Here is a 17,020-nt window from a genome sequence, read left to right as displayed (position 1 = left end):
GAAGATAACCTTTTGGCCGCGATGCTTAATAGTTGTAACTGCCTTCTATATACACCTATTCCACTCCAGTCTTCATCTTCGCTCCGGTAACGTTCTAATTTATCATCCGCATTGTCACACGACGAACTCAACAATTTCTAGACAAGCAGGAGAATGAAGATGCAGCGCGAATAGTAGCCCATTATGCTATCTAACAAAAAGATCATCTTAATCGTTGTCCTGTTTCTGACGGCCATAACAGGGATGCGTCTAACGTGGCTCGGATTCCAAAAAACAATTGAACATCCGCAAGCGATCAATGGCGTACTAGACCTGCGAGGATGGCCGATCCCCGAGAACCATACCATTACATTGAATGGGGAATGGGAGTTTTTCCCCTCTCGCTTGATCCGGCCCGAAACCGACGGAAAGAACGCCGTTTCGTCCGTATATGAGAAAAAATTTATACAAGTTCCGGGAAAATGGAATCATGCTTTTCCAACCGATGCTGACGCTTCGTTTCATTATGGTACGTATAGACTGCGGATCCTGCTCGATGACCATAAAGAACAAAATGTAATATTGCGGATCAATGAAATTAGGACCGCATCCGCCGTGTATATCAACGGAAGGTTCGCCGCGGGAGAAGGGCATCCGGCCGAACGGAGGGATTTGCATCAGGCAAGGCATGTCCCTTACTCCGTTACCTTGCCTCACGGCAGCAATGTCATCGAAATGATCATTCAAGTCTCGAATCACGCGGGAGACGGCGGCATAACGCAGCCCATTCGATTAGGATCGGTGGAAGCCGTAGATCACCGAAGCCTGTTCTCTATGGGCTTGCAATTTATGCTGTGCATTGTTTTTTTCATACACGGAATTTATGCCGTTATGCTGTATTTCCTGGGGGCGGCAAACAAAGGAATGCTCTTATTTTCTTTATTAATCTTCAGTGCGATCGTCACCGTTTTGGTCTCGGATGACAAATTGCTGTTGATCTGGTTTCCTTTGCCGTATGAAATATTTTTAAAGATTGCTCTCTTGTCCTACATTGGCACGGCTTCATGTTTACCGCCGCTGCTGAACCATATGTATCCCGACTGCGGCAGCCCCAAATTATTGCGGTGGTTTGCGGTTTATTGCATTGCATATTCGATGTTTGTCTTATTCGCGCCGTCTCAATACGCAGCTCCGTCCATCAAAATATTTCTCGCGGCGACCCTGCTGATTTCGGTATTCATCTCGGGCTCTATTTTGCAATCTGCGGTCAAAAAGAAAGAAGACGTCATTTACCTGCTGCTCGGCTGTACCGCCTTTGCGGCAAACGTGATGTGGACCATCATTAAAGGCAGAGCTTCAATCCATATGATGCATTACCCGTTCGATTTGATGATAGCCGTGTTCTGCTTCGCGGCTTTTTGGTTCAAGCGATTCTTTCGGGCGAATTTGCAAACGAAGCAGCTTGCGGAAAAGCTCCAAACGGCCAACCAACAAAAAGACGAGTTTCTCGTCAATACATCGCATGAATTGAGAATTCCGCTGCACGGCATCATCAATATCACGCAAAGCGTGTTGGACGATGCCGACAATCCGGCAAACGACGATCACAGAAAAAGATTGGAGCTTCAGGTCGCCGTTTCCAAACGGATGTCGCTGATGCTGGATAATCTGCTGGACGTAGCGCGTCTGAAAGAGAACACCATTCGTTTGCAGATCGCAAAACTGCGGGTGCAATCCGTCGTTGCCGGCGTACACGAAATGTTCAGATTTATGCTCGAAGGCAAACCCATTCGATTTCGCATCGGCATTGACGACGCTTTCCCTCCTGTCTTGGCGGATGAAAACAGGGTTATTCAAATCATGTTTAATTTGCTTCATAATGCGATCAAATTCACGGATGAAGGAGAGATTGCAGTCCGCGCCACGATCAAGAACGGCTTGGCGCACATTCATATTAGCGACACCGGAATCGGAATGGACGAAGAAACGCAGCGGACAATATTTTTACCCTACGAACAAGGCCGTTCGAATATGGAAAGAGCAAGCGCGGGGTTCGGTCTTGGGTTAAGCATTTGCAAACAGCTGGTTGAGCTTCATGGCGGTACGATAAAGGTCGAATCCGCTCTCGGACAAGGCACGGTCTTTACCTTCACCCTGCCCTTATCGGAAGGTGCCGAATATTCGGAAGACGAGTCGCCGTTACCTGCCGCCGTCCGTTACGAAGCCGCCGCCGCCGGATCGGACATGACCGGCGCAGCTTTCGCTTCGGCTTCAACCGCCGGGGCAAGCAAACCGAAACTATTGGTCGTTGACGACGACAGCATAAATTTGAAAATAGTTGCGGAAATACTCGGCGCCGCGCAATATCGCATATCCACCGCTACGAGCGCCTTAGAGGCGATAGCCAAGCTGGAAAAGGAACATTATGATCTCATGATTTCGGATGTGATGATGCCTCACATATCCGGCTATGAATTGACTCGCATCATTCGTGAACGATTCTCGGTTTCCGAACTCCCCATTCTTCTGTTGACGGCGAGAAGTCGTTCCGAAGATATCGTTGCCGGCTTTCAATCGGGCGCGAACGATTATGTGACGAAGCCGGTGGATTCGTGGGAGCTCAGATCCCGGGTGCGCGCGTTAACCGAGCTGAAGCTGTCGATCGAGGAACGGATGCGTCTCGAAGCCGCTTGGCTTCAATCTCAGATTCAACCGCATTTCCTGTTTAACACGTTAAATTCGATCGCCGCGCTCGGAACGATGGATATGGCAAAGATGCAAATGCTGCTTGAACAATTCAGCAATTACTTGCGCATGAGCATCGACTTTCACAACTCCGATCGCATCGTTTCGATCGAACGCGAGCTCGCCCTCGTTCGATCCTATTTATACATCGAGAAGGAACGGTTCGGGGAACGGCTTGATGTACAATGGCGGCTGGATGCGAACATTTCTTTTCTTTTGCCTCCTCTGTCCATCCAAACACTCGTCGAGAACGCCGTGAATCACGGAATATTGCGGCGTTCCCGCGGCGGAACAATCCATATTCGGATTACCGATGAGAAGGACCATATAAATATATGCATAAGCGATGACGGTGTCGGAATGAACGAAGAAACATGGGAGCAGGCGCTTAAACTTTCGGGCTCCGGCAATGGAATCGGTCTTCGCAATACGGATCGCCGCCTCAAACAGCTGTACGGCAAAGGTTTGCAAATTCGGAGCGCTCCCGGTCAGGGGACGGTTGTCGCTTTTCAAGTCCCGAAACAATAAAACTTGAATTAAGGAATGAACAGCGCGGGTTCATTCCTTAGTTTCTTGATTCCAACGATTATACCATTCGGTAATGTACGGGCTCGGCTTCTCGTTTATTTCTTCCATTAGCACGGTTGTCAGCAAACGATACTGACGATGCACCAATAAGTGATTATTCATTGCGGAAAACAGTTTCATCAAGGCGAAATGCGCTTCTTCCGCTTGCGGATACCGGTCGCATATTTCGAGATACTTCTCCATCGCTTTCTCCCGCCGGCCGCAAGAAACATACCATTCGGCCAAACGGAAGGACATGCGGAGCCATAGTATTTTTAACCGCTGGCGCTCGCTCTCCGCCCACCAGTAATCAAATCCCTGCAAATAATCTCCTGCGTACAGAACCATGACCCTCTCGTAATGATCAATTGTTTCGGCGGTTACCGGCGGTCCCGATTGGATACGCTGCTCCCATTCCTCCACATCGATCAGCACATGCTCAGTATGCAAAATATACCCTTCCGTCGCATTCGCTATTTTGATATAAGCGCCGTATGGTTCCAACGTTTTCCGAACGTGATAAACCGCCGTATATAAATGCGAATAGGCCTTGCCAGGCTCGAATTCGGGCCAAAGCAATTCGATCAACGCAGACTTCCGAACAAGCTGCTCCCGGTTTTGAAGCAAATACAGAAACAGCTCCTGAGCTTTGGTCGTGCGCCAACGAATCGTTGCGAAATGATGTTCTTCGGACTGAATGGATATATGCTGAAACATTTTCAATTGAATGTTTTTTACTTTCGGCCGCGAAGCGGCGGACGCTTCCCCGAGACGCTCTTGGATTCGCTGTATGGTTTTCAATAAACGTTCCGTACCGACCGGCTTCAGCACGTAATCCAGCGCATTCAGCTCGAACGCTTGAATGGCATAATCGTTATAGGCCGTTACAAACACTATATTTAGTTTAGGCTTGTGCTCCAATATTTGTTCGGCCAGCTCAATTCCGTTCGTTTCAAGCATTTGGATATCCAGGAACGCCACATCGACATCTTCGCGAAGAATGCTTTCCTTACCCGCAATCGGATCGTCGAACTTCCCCACAATGCGAACATCCGCTATTTTTTGGAGCTGATGCTCGAGATAATTCAAAGCAAGCCTCTCGTCATCTACAAGAATTATTTTCATCGGTTGCTCCCTGAACCTATAAATTGTTGTATTGCGCATTCGGAATCGGACATGATTTCAGCCGGACCGCTCTCGGAGCATGCCCCTTCCTCGCGAATGATCTCCACCCCGAGCTTGATTTGAGCCGGAGACAAGCCCGCAAATCCGAAGCATGCTGCGGTTACGGTCTCCCCTTCTCTCCGGAAGGAAACGTCCGCCCAAGTCACGCCCCTTTCCCGGCATCGCTCGGTCAAGCGCCGATACTCCTCATGAGGCTTGCGGCAGAGGCAATACAGATGCAAGCCCGCATCCTGGGGCCGAGGGTCGAACCAATCCGACAGCCGTTCGCGGAATAAGCCGTACATCGTTTCGTACTTGGCGCTGTATATCCGCTTCATCCGGCGCAAGTGCCGCTCATAATGCCCCCCGCTCATAAAGGACGCAAGCGCCCGCTGCTCCGTCGCACCCGAAGGATGCGGCTCATACAGCTGCTTCAGCTTAACGAACAAATCAAGCAGCGAATCCGGCACCACTGCGTAGCCGAGCCGAAGCCCCGTAAACAACGTCCGCGAAAAGGTTCCCACAAACACGACCCGCCCCTCCCGATCGACCGACTTCAAAGGTTCGAGCGGACGGCCGCCGTGCCGAAACTCGCTGTCGTAATCGTCCTCGATAATGACGGCGCCGCGCTCGGCAGCCCAGCGCAGCAGCTGCTGGCGGCGCTCGAGCGGCAGCACGGCGCCGGTCGGGAACTGGCGGTTCGGCGTCACGACGAGCACGCGGGCGTCCCAAGGCGCTGGCACGATGCCTTGGGCGTCCACCGGGGCGAGCAGCGGAACGCCGCCCGCCGCCTCAACGGCGCGGGACGTTCCGGAGAAGCCCGGGTGCTCGACGACGACCGGGTCTCCGGGGTCGACGAGCAATTGCACGAGCAGCGCCAGCGCCTGCATCGAGCCGTTGACGACGACGACGTGCTCCGCCGTCGTCGCAATGCCCCGCGTGCGCCCGAGATGGCGCGCGATCGCTTCGCGCAAGGGCCGGTACCCTTGCGCGATGAAGGCGTCGTAGCCTCCGACGCCGCTGCTGCGGGCCGCCGCGAAGACGGCCCGGTTCCACTCCGCCGCCGGGAATGCGGCGGTGTCCAACCCGACGGTGGAGAAATTCACCGTCGCACCCGGCTGCGCGGCTTCACGCAGCCGCATTCGCGCGAGCCGCTGGGCCCAGGCGGACATCGGCACGGACGGCGCCGCCGGAGCCGCAGCCTCCTCAGCCGCATCCGCTCCGCCGGCTGCCGCAGCACCCGCAACCGCGTCCGCGCCGGCCCCGCCGCCGCGAAACGCCGCATACGTACCGCTCCCCACGCCGCGGATAACATATCCTTCCTCCGCCAGCATATCATATGCGAGGCTCACCGTCCCTCGGGACAAGCCGTAAGCGCCGGCGAACGACCGGCTGGAAGGCAGCCGCTCGCCTTCGGCCAGCGCCCCGCCGACGATCGCCTCCCGCAGCGCGTGATATAACGCCAAATATTTCTGCTTATAAATCGTTGAATACGTATCGTAAAGCGCCAGCATATCCAAGCCAATCGCCGCCTCGACTCCAAATTGGTCTATAAAAATCAATCTAAATCGGTTCTATTTTATTGTCAATTAAAAATGGACTATAAAAAGTTATCGAAATTGGATCTTTTTTATTGTCAATTATGGAACTACAATGATTTTCAAACAAAAACGGGGGAGCGACAAAACGAGATGAGAAGAAAAGAGTTTACAGTAGGGAACGAACAAGAGGTTGAGGAATTTCTAAGGGAAATGACCTTCGGCTTTCTGGGAACGATCGGCGACGACGGCTACCCGCACATTACGCCCCTTAACTTCGTTTATGCGGACGGCAACTTCTACATGCACGGCAGCAAAATCGGCCAAAAAATGTCCGATCTCAAGCAGCATTCGAAGGTCACCTTCACGGTTGCCAAGGAATACGGCATCATCCCGTCTTATTGGAGCGATCCGGTGCTGGCTTGTCCCGCGACCGCCTTCTTCAAATCGGTCGTCGCCCGCGGCGAAGCCTCAATCGTAGAGGATCCCGCGGAGAAAGCCGCCGCCCTTTCCGCGTTCATGGAAAAGCTGCAGCCGGAGGGCGGTTACGAGCCGATCCGCGCCGACCATCCGAAGTACAAGCCGCAAATTGCGGGCGTCGCCGTCATCAAAATCGCCGTGAAGGAAATGACGGCAAAATTCAAATTCGGGCAAAATTTCCCGAAAGCCAAAGCGGAGCATATTATGACGGGGCTCGGCGAACGAGACCGAGACTTGGATGCGGAGACGATCGAGCTGATGAAAAAATATTGCCCGCACCATAACCGGCAAACAGACTAACGCCGGACAGCGCCGCCCCCCCTGCTCATAAACAACCGCACTACGTTTTCCGCGGCCCGCTCAAGCAGCTCGGGCGCACGGGCGATCGCTTCGTCGAGCGGCAAAGGACCGTCCGCTATGCTGAACAGCGCGGTCATCCCGTGCTCGTACAGCGCCTCCGCTCCAGGCTCGACGCCGCCCGAGACGCACACGGCCGGCACGCCCGCGGCGCGCGCCGCGCAAGCGACCCCTTGCGGCACCTTGCCGCTCGCCGATTGCGCATCCGTCCTGCCCTCTCCGGTCAGCACCAACGATGCGCCGGCAAGCAGCGACGGCAGCCGCGCGGCGTCCGCCACCAGCTCCACGCCGCGGCGAAGCTCCGCGCCTAAAAACACGATCGCGCCGTAGCCCAATCCGCCGGCCGCTCCGGCGCCCGGCAGCTCGGCGGCGTCAATTCCAAGCTGCTCGCGCACCTTCGCGGCGAGCCACTGCAGCCCGCGGTCGAGCCGCTCCAGCTCATCGCCGCTGCCGCCCTTCTGCGGCCCGTAAACAAACGCCGCACCCGACGGGCCGTACAGCGGGTTCGTCACGTCGCACGCCGCGACGATCTCAACCCCGTCAAGCAGCGCCGCAGCTTCGGAAACATCGATCGCGGCAATCCGCGCCAGCCCGCCCCCGCCGAACCCGATCTCGGTCCCGTCCGCATCCGTAAACCGCACGCCCAGCGCCTGCGCCATGCCGACGCCGCCGTCGTTCGTCGCGCTGCCGCCTAGCCCGAGAATGATTTTGCGGCAGCCATCCTCCAACACCGCGCTCCGAATCAGCTCTCCCGTTCCGTACGTCGTCGCCGCCGACACATCCCGTACCTCCGGAGGCACAAGCGCCAAGCCCGATGCCGCAGCCATCTCGATGACCGCGGTCCCGCCGCCGCCAAGCACCCCGTAGCGAGCCTCCACCTTCTCGCCCATAGGCCCCGTCACAAGCCGGGTACGCCATTCCCCCCCGGTAGCGGAAACCAGCGCCTCAACGGTCCCTTCCCCGCCGTCCGCCATCGGCACCCGAATCACTTCGGCGTAAGGTGCCGCGCGAAGGACGCCCCGCTCGAGCGCCTCAGCGGCCTCTATAGAAGAAAGACTCCCCTTAAACTTATCGGGAGCCAGCACGATTTTCATATTCACCCGTACCTCCTTCATCCGAGTTGCAGACGCCGGTAAACAAACCACCCGACGTACAATATCACCGCGGCCCATATCGCAACAATGACCGCTCCGCCGATCCAATTGACAGGCTTCTTGCTTCCCGTTGCAATCAGACGTTCCGCTTCCCGCCGGCACTCCTCCAAAACCGCCGGCGGAATCAGCTTCACGACGAGCGCAATGCCAAGCGGAACAAGAATGACATCGTCCAAGTACCCGAGCACCGGGATAAAGTCGGGAATGAGGTCGATCGGGCTGAACGCATACGCCGCAACCGCTACGGCCGCCGCTTTGGCATACCATGGCACATCCTTCCTGCGAGCCGCCAAGTATAGCGCGAACAGCTGCTTCTTCAACCTTTTCGCCCATGCCTTCAATCGTTCGAACACAAGTACCGTCTCCCGCGAATCATTTTTTCGATCGAATCCTTGCCTCAATCCTTACCCCGAAAGCGTAACGCCTTTATCCTTAAACTGCAGCTGATGCAGACGGTAGTAATACCCCTCCTGCGCAAGCAGCTGGTTGTGGTTGCCGATTTCCCGCACCTTGCCCTTATGCATGACGACGATTTGGTCGGCATGCTGGATCGTCGACAGCCGGTGCGCAACGATTAGCGTGGTACGGCCGACGCTTATGTCCGCAAGCGCCTTCTGCACGACCAGTTCGGTTTCCGTGTCGATATTGGAGGTCGCCTCATCCAGAATCAGCACCTGCGGCTTGAACACGATGGCCCGCGCGAACGAAAGCAGCTGGCGCTGCCCGAGCGACAGCGTGACGCCTCTCTCGCCGAGCAGCGTGCCGTAACCGTCCGGGAGCGAGCGGATAAAGCCGTCCATGCGGACCTGCCGGGCCGCCTCCCGCACATCCTCATCCGTAATCGACATTTCGTTCAAGCGCACATTGTCTGCGATCGAACCCGTAAACAGGAACACGTCCTGCTGCACGATACCGACCGCCTTCCGCAAATCTTCGAGCGCAATGTCCCGAATATCGATGCCGTCGAGTAAAATGCGCCCTTTCTGTATATCGTAAAACCGGTTGATGAGCTGAATAATCGAGCTCTTCCCCGCGCCTGTCGCGCCGACGAACGCCGTCGTTTCGCCAGGGCGGATTTTGAACGAGACGTCCTTGAGCACCCAGTCCTCTTCATTGTAGGCGAACCAAACATGTTCGAAAGTGATTTCTCCGCGAACGCCGTGCTCGGGAAGCCGCACCGGGTTCGGCTTGTCGACGATCGCCGGCTTTTCGGACAGCAGGTCGAAAATCCGCTCCGCGCCGACCATCGCCATCTGGACTTGGCTGTATTTTTCCGCAAGGCTTAGGAGCGGGTTAAAAAACTGCCGCACATAGATCGTGAACGCAAATACGACCCCGAACGTCAGCGTCCCGTCCAGCACCCGGATGCCGCCGTACCACAGCAGCATCGCCACCGCAAAGTTGCCGATCAAGCCGATCGCCGGCTGGAACACGGAGTTGATGACCGTGCCCCGCATCCCCGCCTTGTAATGCGCTTCGTTCAGCTCGTTGAACTGCTCCCACTGCTTCCGTTCGCGTACGAACAGCTGCGTAATGCGCATGCCGGACAAGTTTTCCGCAAGAAACGAGTTGAGCCGCGAGAGGAGCGCTCTCGTGCGGCGCTGCGCAGCACGGATGACGTGGTTGTACCAGAACGTCAAGCCGGCCAGAAACGGCAGCACGATAAACGTCAGCAGCGTCAGATTCACGCTCATGTGCAGCATGACGCCGATAATGCCGACCAGCACGAGAATGTCTTTCAGCAGGTTCACAATGACTTGCGTGAACAAGTTGTTGAGCGACTCCGTATCCTGCGTCACCCTTACGACGATGCGGCCCGCCGAATTTCTGTCATAGAACGACATGTGCATGCGGCTTAAGTGCCTGAACAGGTCGTCGCGAATTTTGTACAGGATGCTTTGCCCGGTTTCTTGAAGCAGGTTCATTTGCCATATGCTCAAAAAAGCCGCGCCGATCACCACCGCTAAAAATACCGCACCCAGCAACCATATTCCCGCATAATCGCCGGCCTGGAACGCCGACTCCTGTTCCTCCGTCAGCGAACGAGCCGGTAGCGGCGCGGCCGCGCCTTTCAAAGAAACCTCATAGCTTCCACCGCCGTCGTCCGTGCGCTCGGTCAGCTTGATTTCGCTCTGCTCGGCAGGCAGCCAGCCTTCCACCATGTAGGACCGGCCTTCGATTTCCACGATTTGCACTTGCTGCAAACCGTTTCCGTCTTGGTCTTGCGTCGCCCCCGCGCCCTTCGTTCGCGCATAAGACCGCCCGAACACATCGGCACCTTCGAGCGGCTCAAATCCGAGACTGCGAAGCCGCTCCTCGGAATCCGCCGCAACCATCGGCTGCCGGTAGCCGTTAATGTGGTCGTCGATCGTCAGCTTAATTAAGTACGTTCGGCCGAGATCGGCGCCGACGACGACGAACGCCAGCAGCATGCAGATCAGAAACTTCCCCCAGTAAGGGGCCGCGTACTTCGCCAGTTTTTGCAGAAGCTCCCGGTCCGTAAACTTACGAGTTTCCCCTTCCTGATGAATGCTCACCTATCTCCCGACCTCCTTCGGCAAATCATGAGAATCCTGCGTCTCCGTGCGTTGAGACTCCTCATCCATCAGCTGCTTGTGGTACATGTCGGCATAAATACCGCCCAGACGCAGCAGCTGTTCGTGCGTGCCGCGCTCGACGATGCGGCCTTCGTCCATGACGATGATTTGCTCTGCCCGGCGCACCGAGGAAATCCGGTGTCCGATAATGATCGTCGTCCGATCCTTCATGACGTTGTCGAGCTCGGCCAAGATCCGGTCCTCCGTCAACGTATCGACCGCGGAGAGGCTGTCGTCGAAGACGAGAATCGCCGGCTTCTTAATGACCGCGCGGGCGATGCTTACCCGCTGCCGCTGGCCGCCCGAGAGCGACAGCCCGCGTTCTCCGAGCTCCGTATCGAAGCCCTTAGGAAACTCGATAATGTTGTCGTACACTTGCGCGATGCGGGCCGCCTCTTTCACCTCGCAGAAGGAGTGCGGCTGCGGATCGAACCCGATGTTCTCCTTGATCGTCGACGAGAATAAAAATCCGTCCTGCGGCACGAAGCCGATATCGCTCCGCAGCGTCGAAAGCGGCACGGTCAAAATATCGTTACCGTCCATATACAGCGTGCCGATCGGCGGATTGTACTGCCTGACGAGCAAGTGTACGAGCGTGCTCTTGCCGCTCCCGACCTTGCCGACGATGGCAAGCGAGGTGCCCTTCGGCACGTTCAGCGTAATATTCCGCAGCGCCGGACGCTTCGAACCCGGATATGTGAACGTCAGATTGCGGAACGCGACAGCGCCCTCCAAGTGTTCGATCTCATTGTTCGTATCGGGGCCGTCCTTAACCTCGGGGGCGGTGTTCAATATGTGCAGCAGCCGCTTCTCCGACGCCCAACCCTTCTGCAGCACGTTCATGACGCGGCCGATGTTTTCGATCGGTCCGATCAGCATCGACAAATACGTGTTGAACGCTACGAATTCGCCCAGCGAGATGACGCCATTGAGCACCATCACCCCGCCGTAGATAACGGAAATTAGGAAGCTGACGCCGACAATCGCCGAGCTCGCCCCGTTGAACTTCGAGTTCGTGCGGACGAGCCTTACGTTCGTTTCCACTCCGTATCGGTTCGCCTTCGAAAACCGTTCGATTTCGCGCCGCTCCTGCACGAACGATTTGACTACCCTTATGCCCGCCACGAACTCCTGCACCCGGCTCGTCATATCGCCGATGGCGTCCTGCACCTCGGAGGATTGCTTCTGAACGGTGCGGTGAAACCGGTACGCCAGCGCCGACAGCATCGGCAGCGGCAGCAGCGTGAGAAGCGTCAACAGCGGCGAAATAGAACCGGCCATGGCCACGACCGTAACTCCGATCATAACCACGGCCTCCATCACCTGAAAGTATGCGCCCATCGTCACTTCCCGCATGACGCCGACGTCGCTGACGCCGTGCGCCATCAGATCGCCGATCCGCTGATTGTTATAGTACTGCGCCGGCATTCGTTCCCAGTGCGTGAACAAATCGTTGCGCACCCGTTTCTCCAGCTCCCGTGCCAGACGAAACAAATAAATCCGGCCGACCGACCGGAAGAGCGCCGTGCCGAGCGCCGCCGCCGCGATGCCGGCGGCCAGCGCCGCGATCCCTTCGGACGTCAAAATTTTCTGCTCCAGCCGGTCGGTGAACTGACCCATTAATGCCGGAATGAGCAGCTGAAGCAGCGATGAGACGGTAACGAGAATGAAGCCTAGGATATAAGACCATTTGTGGCGCAAAATATGCTCCCGAAAAATGCTTTTTCGCTCCATCGTTCAGTCCCTCCTGTACAACTGCCAGTAATAAAATCGTTCCGTTTCATGGTACCTCGTGAACCCAAGCTTGCTGAGCACGTGAATGGAAGCGTCGTTCGTCTTCTCCGTCTCGGCGATGACCTGCCGCACACCTTGCCGGAACGCCCACTCGACAAGCGCCTTCGCCGTTTCGGTGCCGTAGCCGATGCCGCGCGCCTCCGGCAGGAAGCCGTACCCGATCTCCACGCACATGCCGCTGTCCGGCTTGCCTTTGAAGCCTGCGTCCCCGACGAACCGCCCGGTGTCCAGCGTCTGCACGAGCCATGTCCCCCAGCCGATCCATTCCGGATCCCGCTTCAAATGCGACAAATACCATGTCACATGGTTTCCCACGGGGTAGCTTTGCCGCTTCGCTTCCTCCAGCCGCTCCGGAGTGCACGGCATGATGCGCAATCGCTCCGTAACGATCGGCTCCGGCGGTGCGATTGCCGCGTGCTGTCTGTTGAGGCCTGCCGCTTTTTGCAGCAGCTCCAGGATCACATAGTACAGTAGAGCCGCAAAGGAACCGATCAATAACGTCGCTGTCGAAGTCGGTGAAGAGATACCGTACGGTGGTCCCGATATCGATTGAATAAAGAAATAAAACACAATGTACCCCGCGGCTGCGTACAGCGGCGCCTTGACGAGGTGCGGAACCGGCCCCGATCGAAGACGAAGCGCGCCGGCGAAGCCGTCGATTGCAAGCGACACCGGGATGCCGGCGATTAGATACACGGGTGCGGCAAACACGGCGATGAACAGGATAAAGTATAACGGCCCCGCTTCTCCCCCGCCCAATGTGAATAAGAACACGATCGCAAGTATGACGGGAAACACTATCGAAGAAACGATTCCCGCCAAAAAACGAAGCAACAACGACGCCAACTTCCGCCACTCCCCCAACCGATCCGAACGTGTGCATTACTGTTATCCTTTATCATACACCAATCCGGCGGCGCGCTCACCGAAAAATTACAGTTCGCTTCCATTTGTCGTGCGTAATGCCGCTTCTCCTGCAAAGAGACCACCTTGAACGGAACTTTATTCCGCTGCAGCCTCCACACCGCCAAACTAGCTGCCTCCAACGGAACTTTGATTGAACTTTGTTCCGTTGCTCGCCACCGCCTACGATCCCCCTCCGACCGCGATAACACCAACTTTTGGTGTTATCCCCGGCGAAACCGATCCGCCGATCCGCCGTCCCGCCCCGCCCCATCTCTACCAAAAAAACAAGCCAGAACCGGACCCGCGCTCGCAGCACGCAGGCCGTTCCTGACCGTTCAACGTCACTCCTCGATCCATACCGTCCGCTCCGCCGCGGGGGTGCGGACCGCCTTCGGCGGCTCCATATCGGGCCAGCCGATGTAGATCAGCCCCAGCACCCGATCCTGCTCCCCAAGCCCGAACGCTTCGTTCATGCGGGGATGGTACGCCGGCTCCCCCGTGCGCCAAATCGCGCCTAACCCGAGCGAGTGCGCGTCAAGCAGCATATTTTGAATGCCCGCATACACCGCAGCGTACTCCTCAAGCTCAATGACGCCCTTGGCTCCGGACGGAGAGCAGCACGCCGCCGCCACGACCGGAGCGCGAAACGCCTTCGCCCGCTGCTTCCGCACCGACTCCTCGTCCGCATCCGGATGCTCCAGCCTATAGATGTCCGCATAAGCGTCTCCCAATCGGCCGCGCCCGTCCCCCGTCATCACGACAAACCTCCACGGCTCCGTGTGCCGATGGTTCGGCGCCCATACCGCCGCCTCCAGCACCTTCGCGATCAGCTCTTTATCGACCGCCTCCGGCTTCACCCTGCCGATGCTTCTTCTCGTCAAAATGCCGTCCATTAGCTCCATTTTTCCACCATCCCCCATCCCCTCTTTTTCTCTATCTTATTCTAACGGAAGCGGCCTCTATTCGTCACGAGACGCGAGTTTACCCTCGCATCGCCATTAAATTGCCCGAGCTGTAACGGCGCAGTCCCGCATAAAACAGCTTCACCGCTCCGATCCCCAGCAGCGCGGACACTCCCAACGCGCCTAGCAGGAACGGCCAATCCACCGCCGACCGCATCAGTCCGATCGGCATATAGCTGATGAATCCGGCGGGCACCACCGTAAAAATAATGAGCCGCCCGGCTCCGCGGAATATGTCGGTCGGATACGTCGTGAACGTGATCATGGACATGAACAGCTGCTGGCTGAGCCCCTCCGCGTTGCCGAACCAGAAGGCGAGGGAATTGATCGCGACGCAAAAAAACAAGAAAATTGCGGCGGATACGATATGCGCCAGCACGTATTTCAGAAAGCCGGACAGCGTGCCGTCGCCAAACATGAAATAAAGCACGACCGAGAACGAAAAATCTCCGATCGCCGACACCGACATGCGGCTCGCCAGTACATTCAGCAGCACCGGCTTCGGCTGCGCCAAATACACGTCCAGCTGACCGTTCGCCGTCATGACCGCGATCCGGTTCATGTTGCCGAACAACGTTGCGGCGATGCCGAACCCGCCGGCGCTTACCGCCCACATCATCATGACATCCTGCAGCTCCCACCCGTTCACCGCGTTGAACCGGTTGAAGAAGACGCTCCAGAAAAAAATCCATACGAAATCGTTGAGCAGCATCATCCCCGCCGTAAGCAGGAACGATACGCGATACTCCAGCGCGCTTGCCAAATTGCATTTCCAACAAGTCCCCAAAAATACCGCCAACGATTTCATTCCGCTAACCGCCGTTAACATTGAGCTTCCGCACCCCCTTCCGGTACATGTACGCCACGACCACAGCAAGCGCCGCCGACCAGCCCCACTGCACCGCCAGCATGCCGCCCAGTTCCCCGGGATGGAAATTCGTCACCGTTCTTGCCGGAAAATACAGCACCGCCTGGAACGGCAGCCACCGGCACACCTCCTGCAGCCACCCCGGAAACATCTCCAGCGGCATCATCATGCCCCCGACGGTGAACAGCAGCTTTTTATATACAAATTCGATTCCTTGCGTTTCCTCCACCCAGAAAGCGCACAACGCGACAATCATATTGAGCAAAAAGTTCACCGTAAGCGCCCCGACCGCCACCAAAACGAACGCGCTCCACCCGAAGCCGAACGACGGCGGCCCGAACACCAGAACGCCGAGCGCTCCCCCGACGAGCAGATTGACGCCGAGCCTGAGGACGACCTCGCCGAGATAAGATGCGTAATGGAAGCCCACATATCCGATCGGCCTCGTCAGCCGGTATGCGACATCGCCGCCCTTCACCTCCTCTTCAATGCGGAAGGCGAGACTCGGAAACGCAAGCGTAACCGCTTCGGAAATAATGAGATACCAGATGATCTGGGAGAAGGTATAGCCGGCGATCACGGGCTCCTTTTCCCCGGCGAACACGGCGCTCCACAGCTGCAGGAAAATGTACAAAATAATAATCAGAAATACCGTACGCACTAGGAAATCCAGCAAATACGCCAGCTGGTTCCGCAGCGTGATATGAGCCACCGCCGGATATTTGCGCATAACGGCCGCAACCGGCGCCCTCGTCCAACCGCTCATGCTCCTTCCTCTCCCTTCTTCTCATAAATGTGGGCGATAATTTCCTCCATCGGCGGATCCTCGATCGTTACGTCTTCAATCCGGCAAGAGCTTACGATTTCCCCTAACACCGATTCGATCGTCGTCTTCCGCGTATCGACCGAAAGTATCAGCTCGCTGCCGGTTTGCTTCGTAACGGTCGTGCCTGCCATCCGGAAGCTGTCAGGCCGCTTTTCGCCGAGCAGCAGCTTGATCGTCTTGTGCGTCAGCAGCTCCCGCTTCATGACCGCCACCTGCTCATCCAGAATGACCCGGCCGTGATTAATGACGATCGCCCGGTCGCACAGCTGCTCGATGTCGCCCGGGTCGTGCGAGGTGAGGAAAAATGTCGTCCCATCCTCCCGGTTCATTTCCCGAATCAGCTCCCGTATGTGCTGCTTCACAATGACGTCCAGCCCGATCGTCGGCTCGTCAAGAAAGACGATTTCCGGGCGGTGCAGCAGCGCGGCCGCCAGCTCGCACCGCATCCGTTCGCCGAGCGACAGCTTTCTGACCGGCGTCTGAAGATACGGCTGCAGCCGGAACCGCTCGATCAGCAAATCTCTTCTTGTCTTGTAGTCGTTCCGCTTCAGCTCATACACCCGGCTCATCAGCTCGAACGTATCGGTCGGCGGCAGGTGATACCATAGCTGCGACTTTTGCCCGAACACGCTGCCGATTCGGTAAGACAGCTTTTGCCGGTCGCGCCACGGGGTAAGCCCGAGCACGCTCGCATCGCCTCCGGACGGGTGGAGAATGCCGGTCAGCATCTTGATCGTCGTCGATTTGCCGGCCCCGTTCGGGCCGAGGAACGCGACCGTTTCCCCCCGCTCCACCTGGAATTCGATCGCCTCCACCGCCGTCTTCTCGACATACTGCGGACGAAGCACGGACCGCAAGCTTGCGGTAAGCCCTGCCCCTTTGCGCTTCGCGCGAAACGTCTTCGTCAATCCTCGGATCTTGATCGCTGCCGTTGTCATTGCATGCTCCCTCTCCCTTTGTTTGTCTCTGCACCCCGGTAAAGCAAGAAAGACCTCCGTCAAGCTCGCCCTTGGTCGGGCGGAACTTGCCGAAGGTCTTTTATCCCTTACGGTGTGGCGCGCTATTGCTTGATCGCCGGCTTCG

General features: G+C 56.9%; 13 protein-coding genes. 2 read left to right on the top strand and 11 right to left on the bottom strand.

Annotated features, from left to right (window positions below; all coding sequences use genetic code 11):
* Window positions 1–183 precede the first annotated feature (183 nt).
* Entirely contained in the window at window positions 184–3,252 is a 3,069-nt protein-coding gene (locus tag PT964_RS03340) for an ATP-binding protein (protein ID WP_274361894.1), read from the top strand.
* Window positions 3,253–3,282: 30 nt separating this feature from the next.
* Here the strand turns inward: PT964_RS03340 and PT964_RS03335 are convergent, their stop codons facing one another.
* Both PT964_RS03335 and pdxR read right to left on the bottom strand, forming a co-directional pair.
* The gene (locus PT964_RS03335; protein ID WP_274361893.1) at window positions 3,283–4,416 is read right to left on the bottom strand and encodes a response regulator; all 1,134 of its coding nucleotides are present in this window, start codon (window positions 4,414–4,416) and stop codon (window positions 3,283–3,285) included.
* Window positions 4,413–5,969: a MocR-like pyridoxine biosynthesis transcription factor PdxR gene (pdxR, locus tag PT964_RS03330; RefSeq protein WP_274361952.1), complete on the bottom strand. Its 1,557-nt coding sequence runs from the start codon at window positions 5,967–5,969 to the stop codon at window positions 4,413–4,415. The genes PT964_RS03335 and pdxR overlap by 4 nt, the downstream gene beginning before the upstream one ends.
* A gap of 177 nt (window positions 5,970–6,146) precedes the next feature.
* Here pdxR and PT964_RS03325 point away from each other — a divergent pair, with 177 nt between their 5' ends.
* Window positions 6,147–6,773, top strand: a complete 627-nt coding sequence (locus PT964_RS03325) for a pyridoxamine 5'-phosphate oxidase family protein (RefSeq protein ID WP_274361892.1) — start codon at window positions 6,147–6,149, stop codon at window positions 6,771–6,773.
* Here PT964_RS03325 and PT964_RS03320 read toward each other — a convergent pair.
* The 9 genes from PT964_RS03320 to PT964_RS03280 form a co-directional block, all read right to left on the bottom strand.
* Entirely contained in the window at window positions 6,770–7,924 is a 1,155-nt protein-coding gene (locus tag PT964_RS03320; protein WP_274361891.1) for a glycerate kinase, read from the bottom strand. The genes PT964_RS03325 and PT964_RS03320 overlap by 4 nt on opposite strands.
* A 17-nt stretch (window positions 7,925–7,941) precedes the next feature.
* Window positions 7,942–8,337, bottom strand: coding sequence for a YkvA family protein (locus tag PT964_RS03315; protein WP_274361890.1), 396 nt, complete (start codon window positions 8,335–8,337; stop codon window positions 7,942–7,944).
* Between the two features lie 51 nt (window positions 8,338–8,388).
* Window positions 8,389–10,521 carry an ABC transporter ATP-binding protein gene (locus PT964_RS03310; RefSeq protein ID WP_274361889.1) on the bottom strand — a complete coding sequence of 711 codons (2,133 nt, stop codon included), beginning with the start codon at window positions 10,519–10,521 and terminating at the stop codon, window positions 8,389–8,391.
* Window positions 10,522–12,315 carry an ABC transporter ATP-binding protein gene (locus tag PT964_RS03305; RefSeq protein WP_274361888.1) on the bottom strand — a complete coding sequence of 598 codons (1,794 nt, stop codon included), beginning with the start codon at window positions 12,313–12,315 and terminating at the stop codon, window positions 10,522–10,524.
* A gap of 3 nt (window positions 12,316–12,318) precedes the next feature.
* Window positions 12,319–13,221 carry a GNAT family N-acetyltransferase gene (locus PT964_RS03300; RefSeq protein ID WP_274361887.1) on the bottom strand — a complete coding sequence of 301 codons (903 nt, stop codon included), beginning with the start codon at window positions 13,219–13,221 and terminating at the stop codon, window positions 12,319–12,321.
* 401 nt (window positions 13,222–13,622) lie between these two features.
* On the bottom strand, window positions 13,623–14,183 hold the full coding sequence (locus PT964_RS03295) for a nitroreductase family protein (protein WP_274361886.1): 561 nt from the start codon (window positions 14,181–14,183) through the stop codon (window positions 13,623–13,625).
* Window positions 14,184–14,262: 79 nt separating this feature from the next.
* Window positions 14,263–15,072 (bottom strand): ABC transporter permease, encoded by an 810-nt coding sequence (locus PT964_RS03290; RefSeq protein WP_274361885.1) that lies wholly within the window; start codon window positions 15,070–15,072, stop codon window positions 14,263–14,265.
* Window positions 15,056–15,877, bottom strand: a complete 822-nt coding sequence (locus PT964_RS03285) for an ABC transporter permease (RefSeq protein WP_274361884.1) — start codon at window positions 15,875–15,877, stop codon at window positions 15,056–15,058. Before PT964_RS03285 ends, PT964_RS03290 begins: the two co-directional genes overlap by 17 nt.
* Window positions 15,874–16,875: an ABC transporter ATP-binding protein gene (locus PT964_RS03280; RefSeq protein WP_274361883.1), complete on the bottom strand. Its 1,002-nt coding sequence runs from the start codon at window positions 16,873–16,875 to the stop codon at window positions 15,874–15,876. Before PT964_RS03280 ends, PT964_RS03285 begins: the two co-directional genes overlap by 4 nt.
* Window positions 16,876–17,020 lie beyond the last annotated feature (145 nt).

This window comes from Paenibacillus thermotolerans (assembly GCF_028745515.1).
Taxonomy (GTDB): domain Bacteria; phylum Bacillota; class Bacilli; order Paenibacillales; family YIM-B00363; genus Paenibacillus_AE; species Paenibacillus_AE thermotolerans.
This window is presented reverse-complemented; position numbering and strand designations above follow the sequence as displayed.

Excerpts from the sequence above, each read along its gene's own strand:
- PT964_RS03280 (WP_274361883.1), bottom strand. The coding sequence starts at position 16,875 with ATGACAACGGCAGCGATCAAGATCCGAGGATTGACGAAGACGTTTCGC.
- PT964_RS03305 (WP_274361888.1), bottom strand. The coding sequence starts at position 12,315 with ATGGAGCGAAAAAGCATTTTTCGGGAGCATATTTTGCGCCACAAATGG.
- PT964_RS03295 (WP_274361886.1), bottom strand. The coding sequence starts at position 14,183 with ATGGAGCTAATGGACGGCATTTTGACGAGAAGAAGCATCGGCAGGGTG.
- PT964_RS03290 (WP_274361885.1), bottom strand. The coding sequence starts at position 15,072 with ATGTTAACGGCGGTTAGCGGAATGAAATCGTTGGCGGTATTTTTGGGG.
- PT964_RS03335 (WP_274361893.1), bottom strand. The coding sequence starts at position 4,416 with ATGAAAATAATTCTTGTAGATGACGAGAGGCTTGCTTTGAATTATCTC.
- PT964_RS03285 (WP_274361884.1), bottom strand. The coding sequence starts at position 15,877 with ATGAGCGGTTGGACGAGGGCGCCGGTTGCGGCCGTTATGCGCAAATAT.
- PT964_RS03320 (WP_274361891.1), bottom strand. The coding sequence starts at position 7,924 with ATGAAAATCGTGCTGGCTCCCGATAAGTTTAAGGGGAGTCTTTCTTCT.
- PT964_RS03325 (WP_274361892.1), top strand. The coding sequence starts at position 6,147 with ATGAGAAGAAAAGAGTTTACAGTAGGGAACGAACAAGAGGTTGAGGAA.
- PT964_RS03340 (WP_274361894.1), top strand. The coding sequence starts at position 184 with ATGCTATCTAACAAAAAGATCATCTTAATCGTTGTCCTGTTTCTGACG.
- pdxR (WP_274361952.1), bottom strand. The coding sequence starts at position 5,969 with ATGCTGGCGCTTTACGATACGTATTCAACGATTTATAAGCAGAAATAT.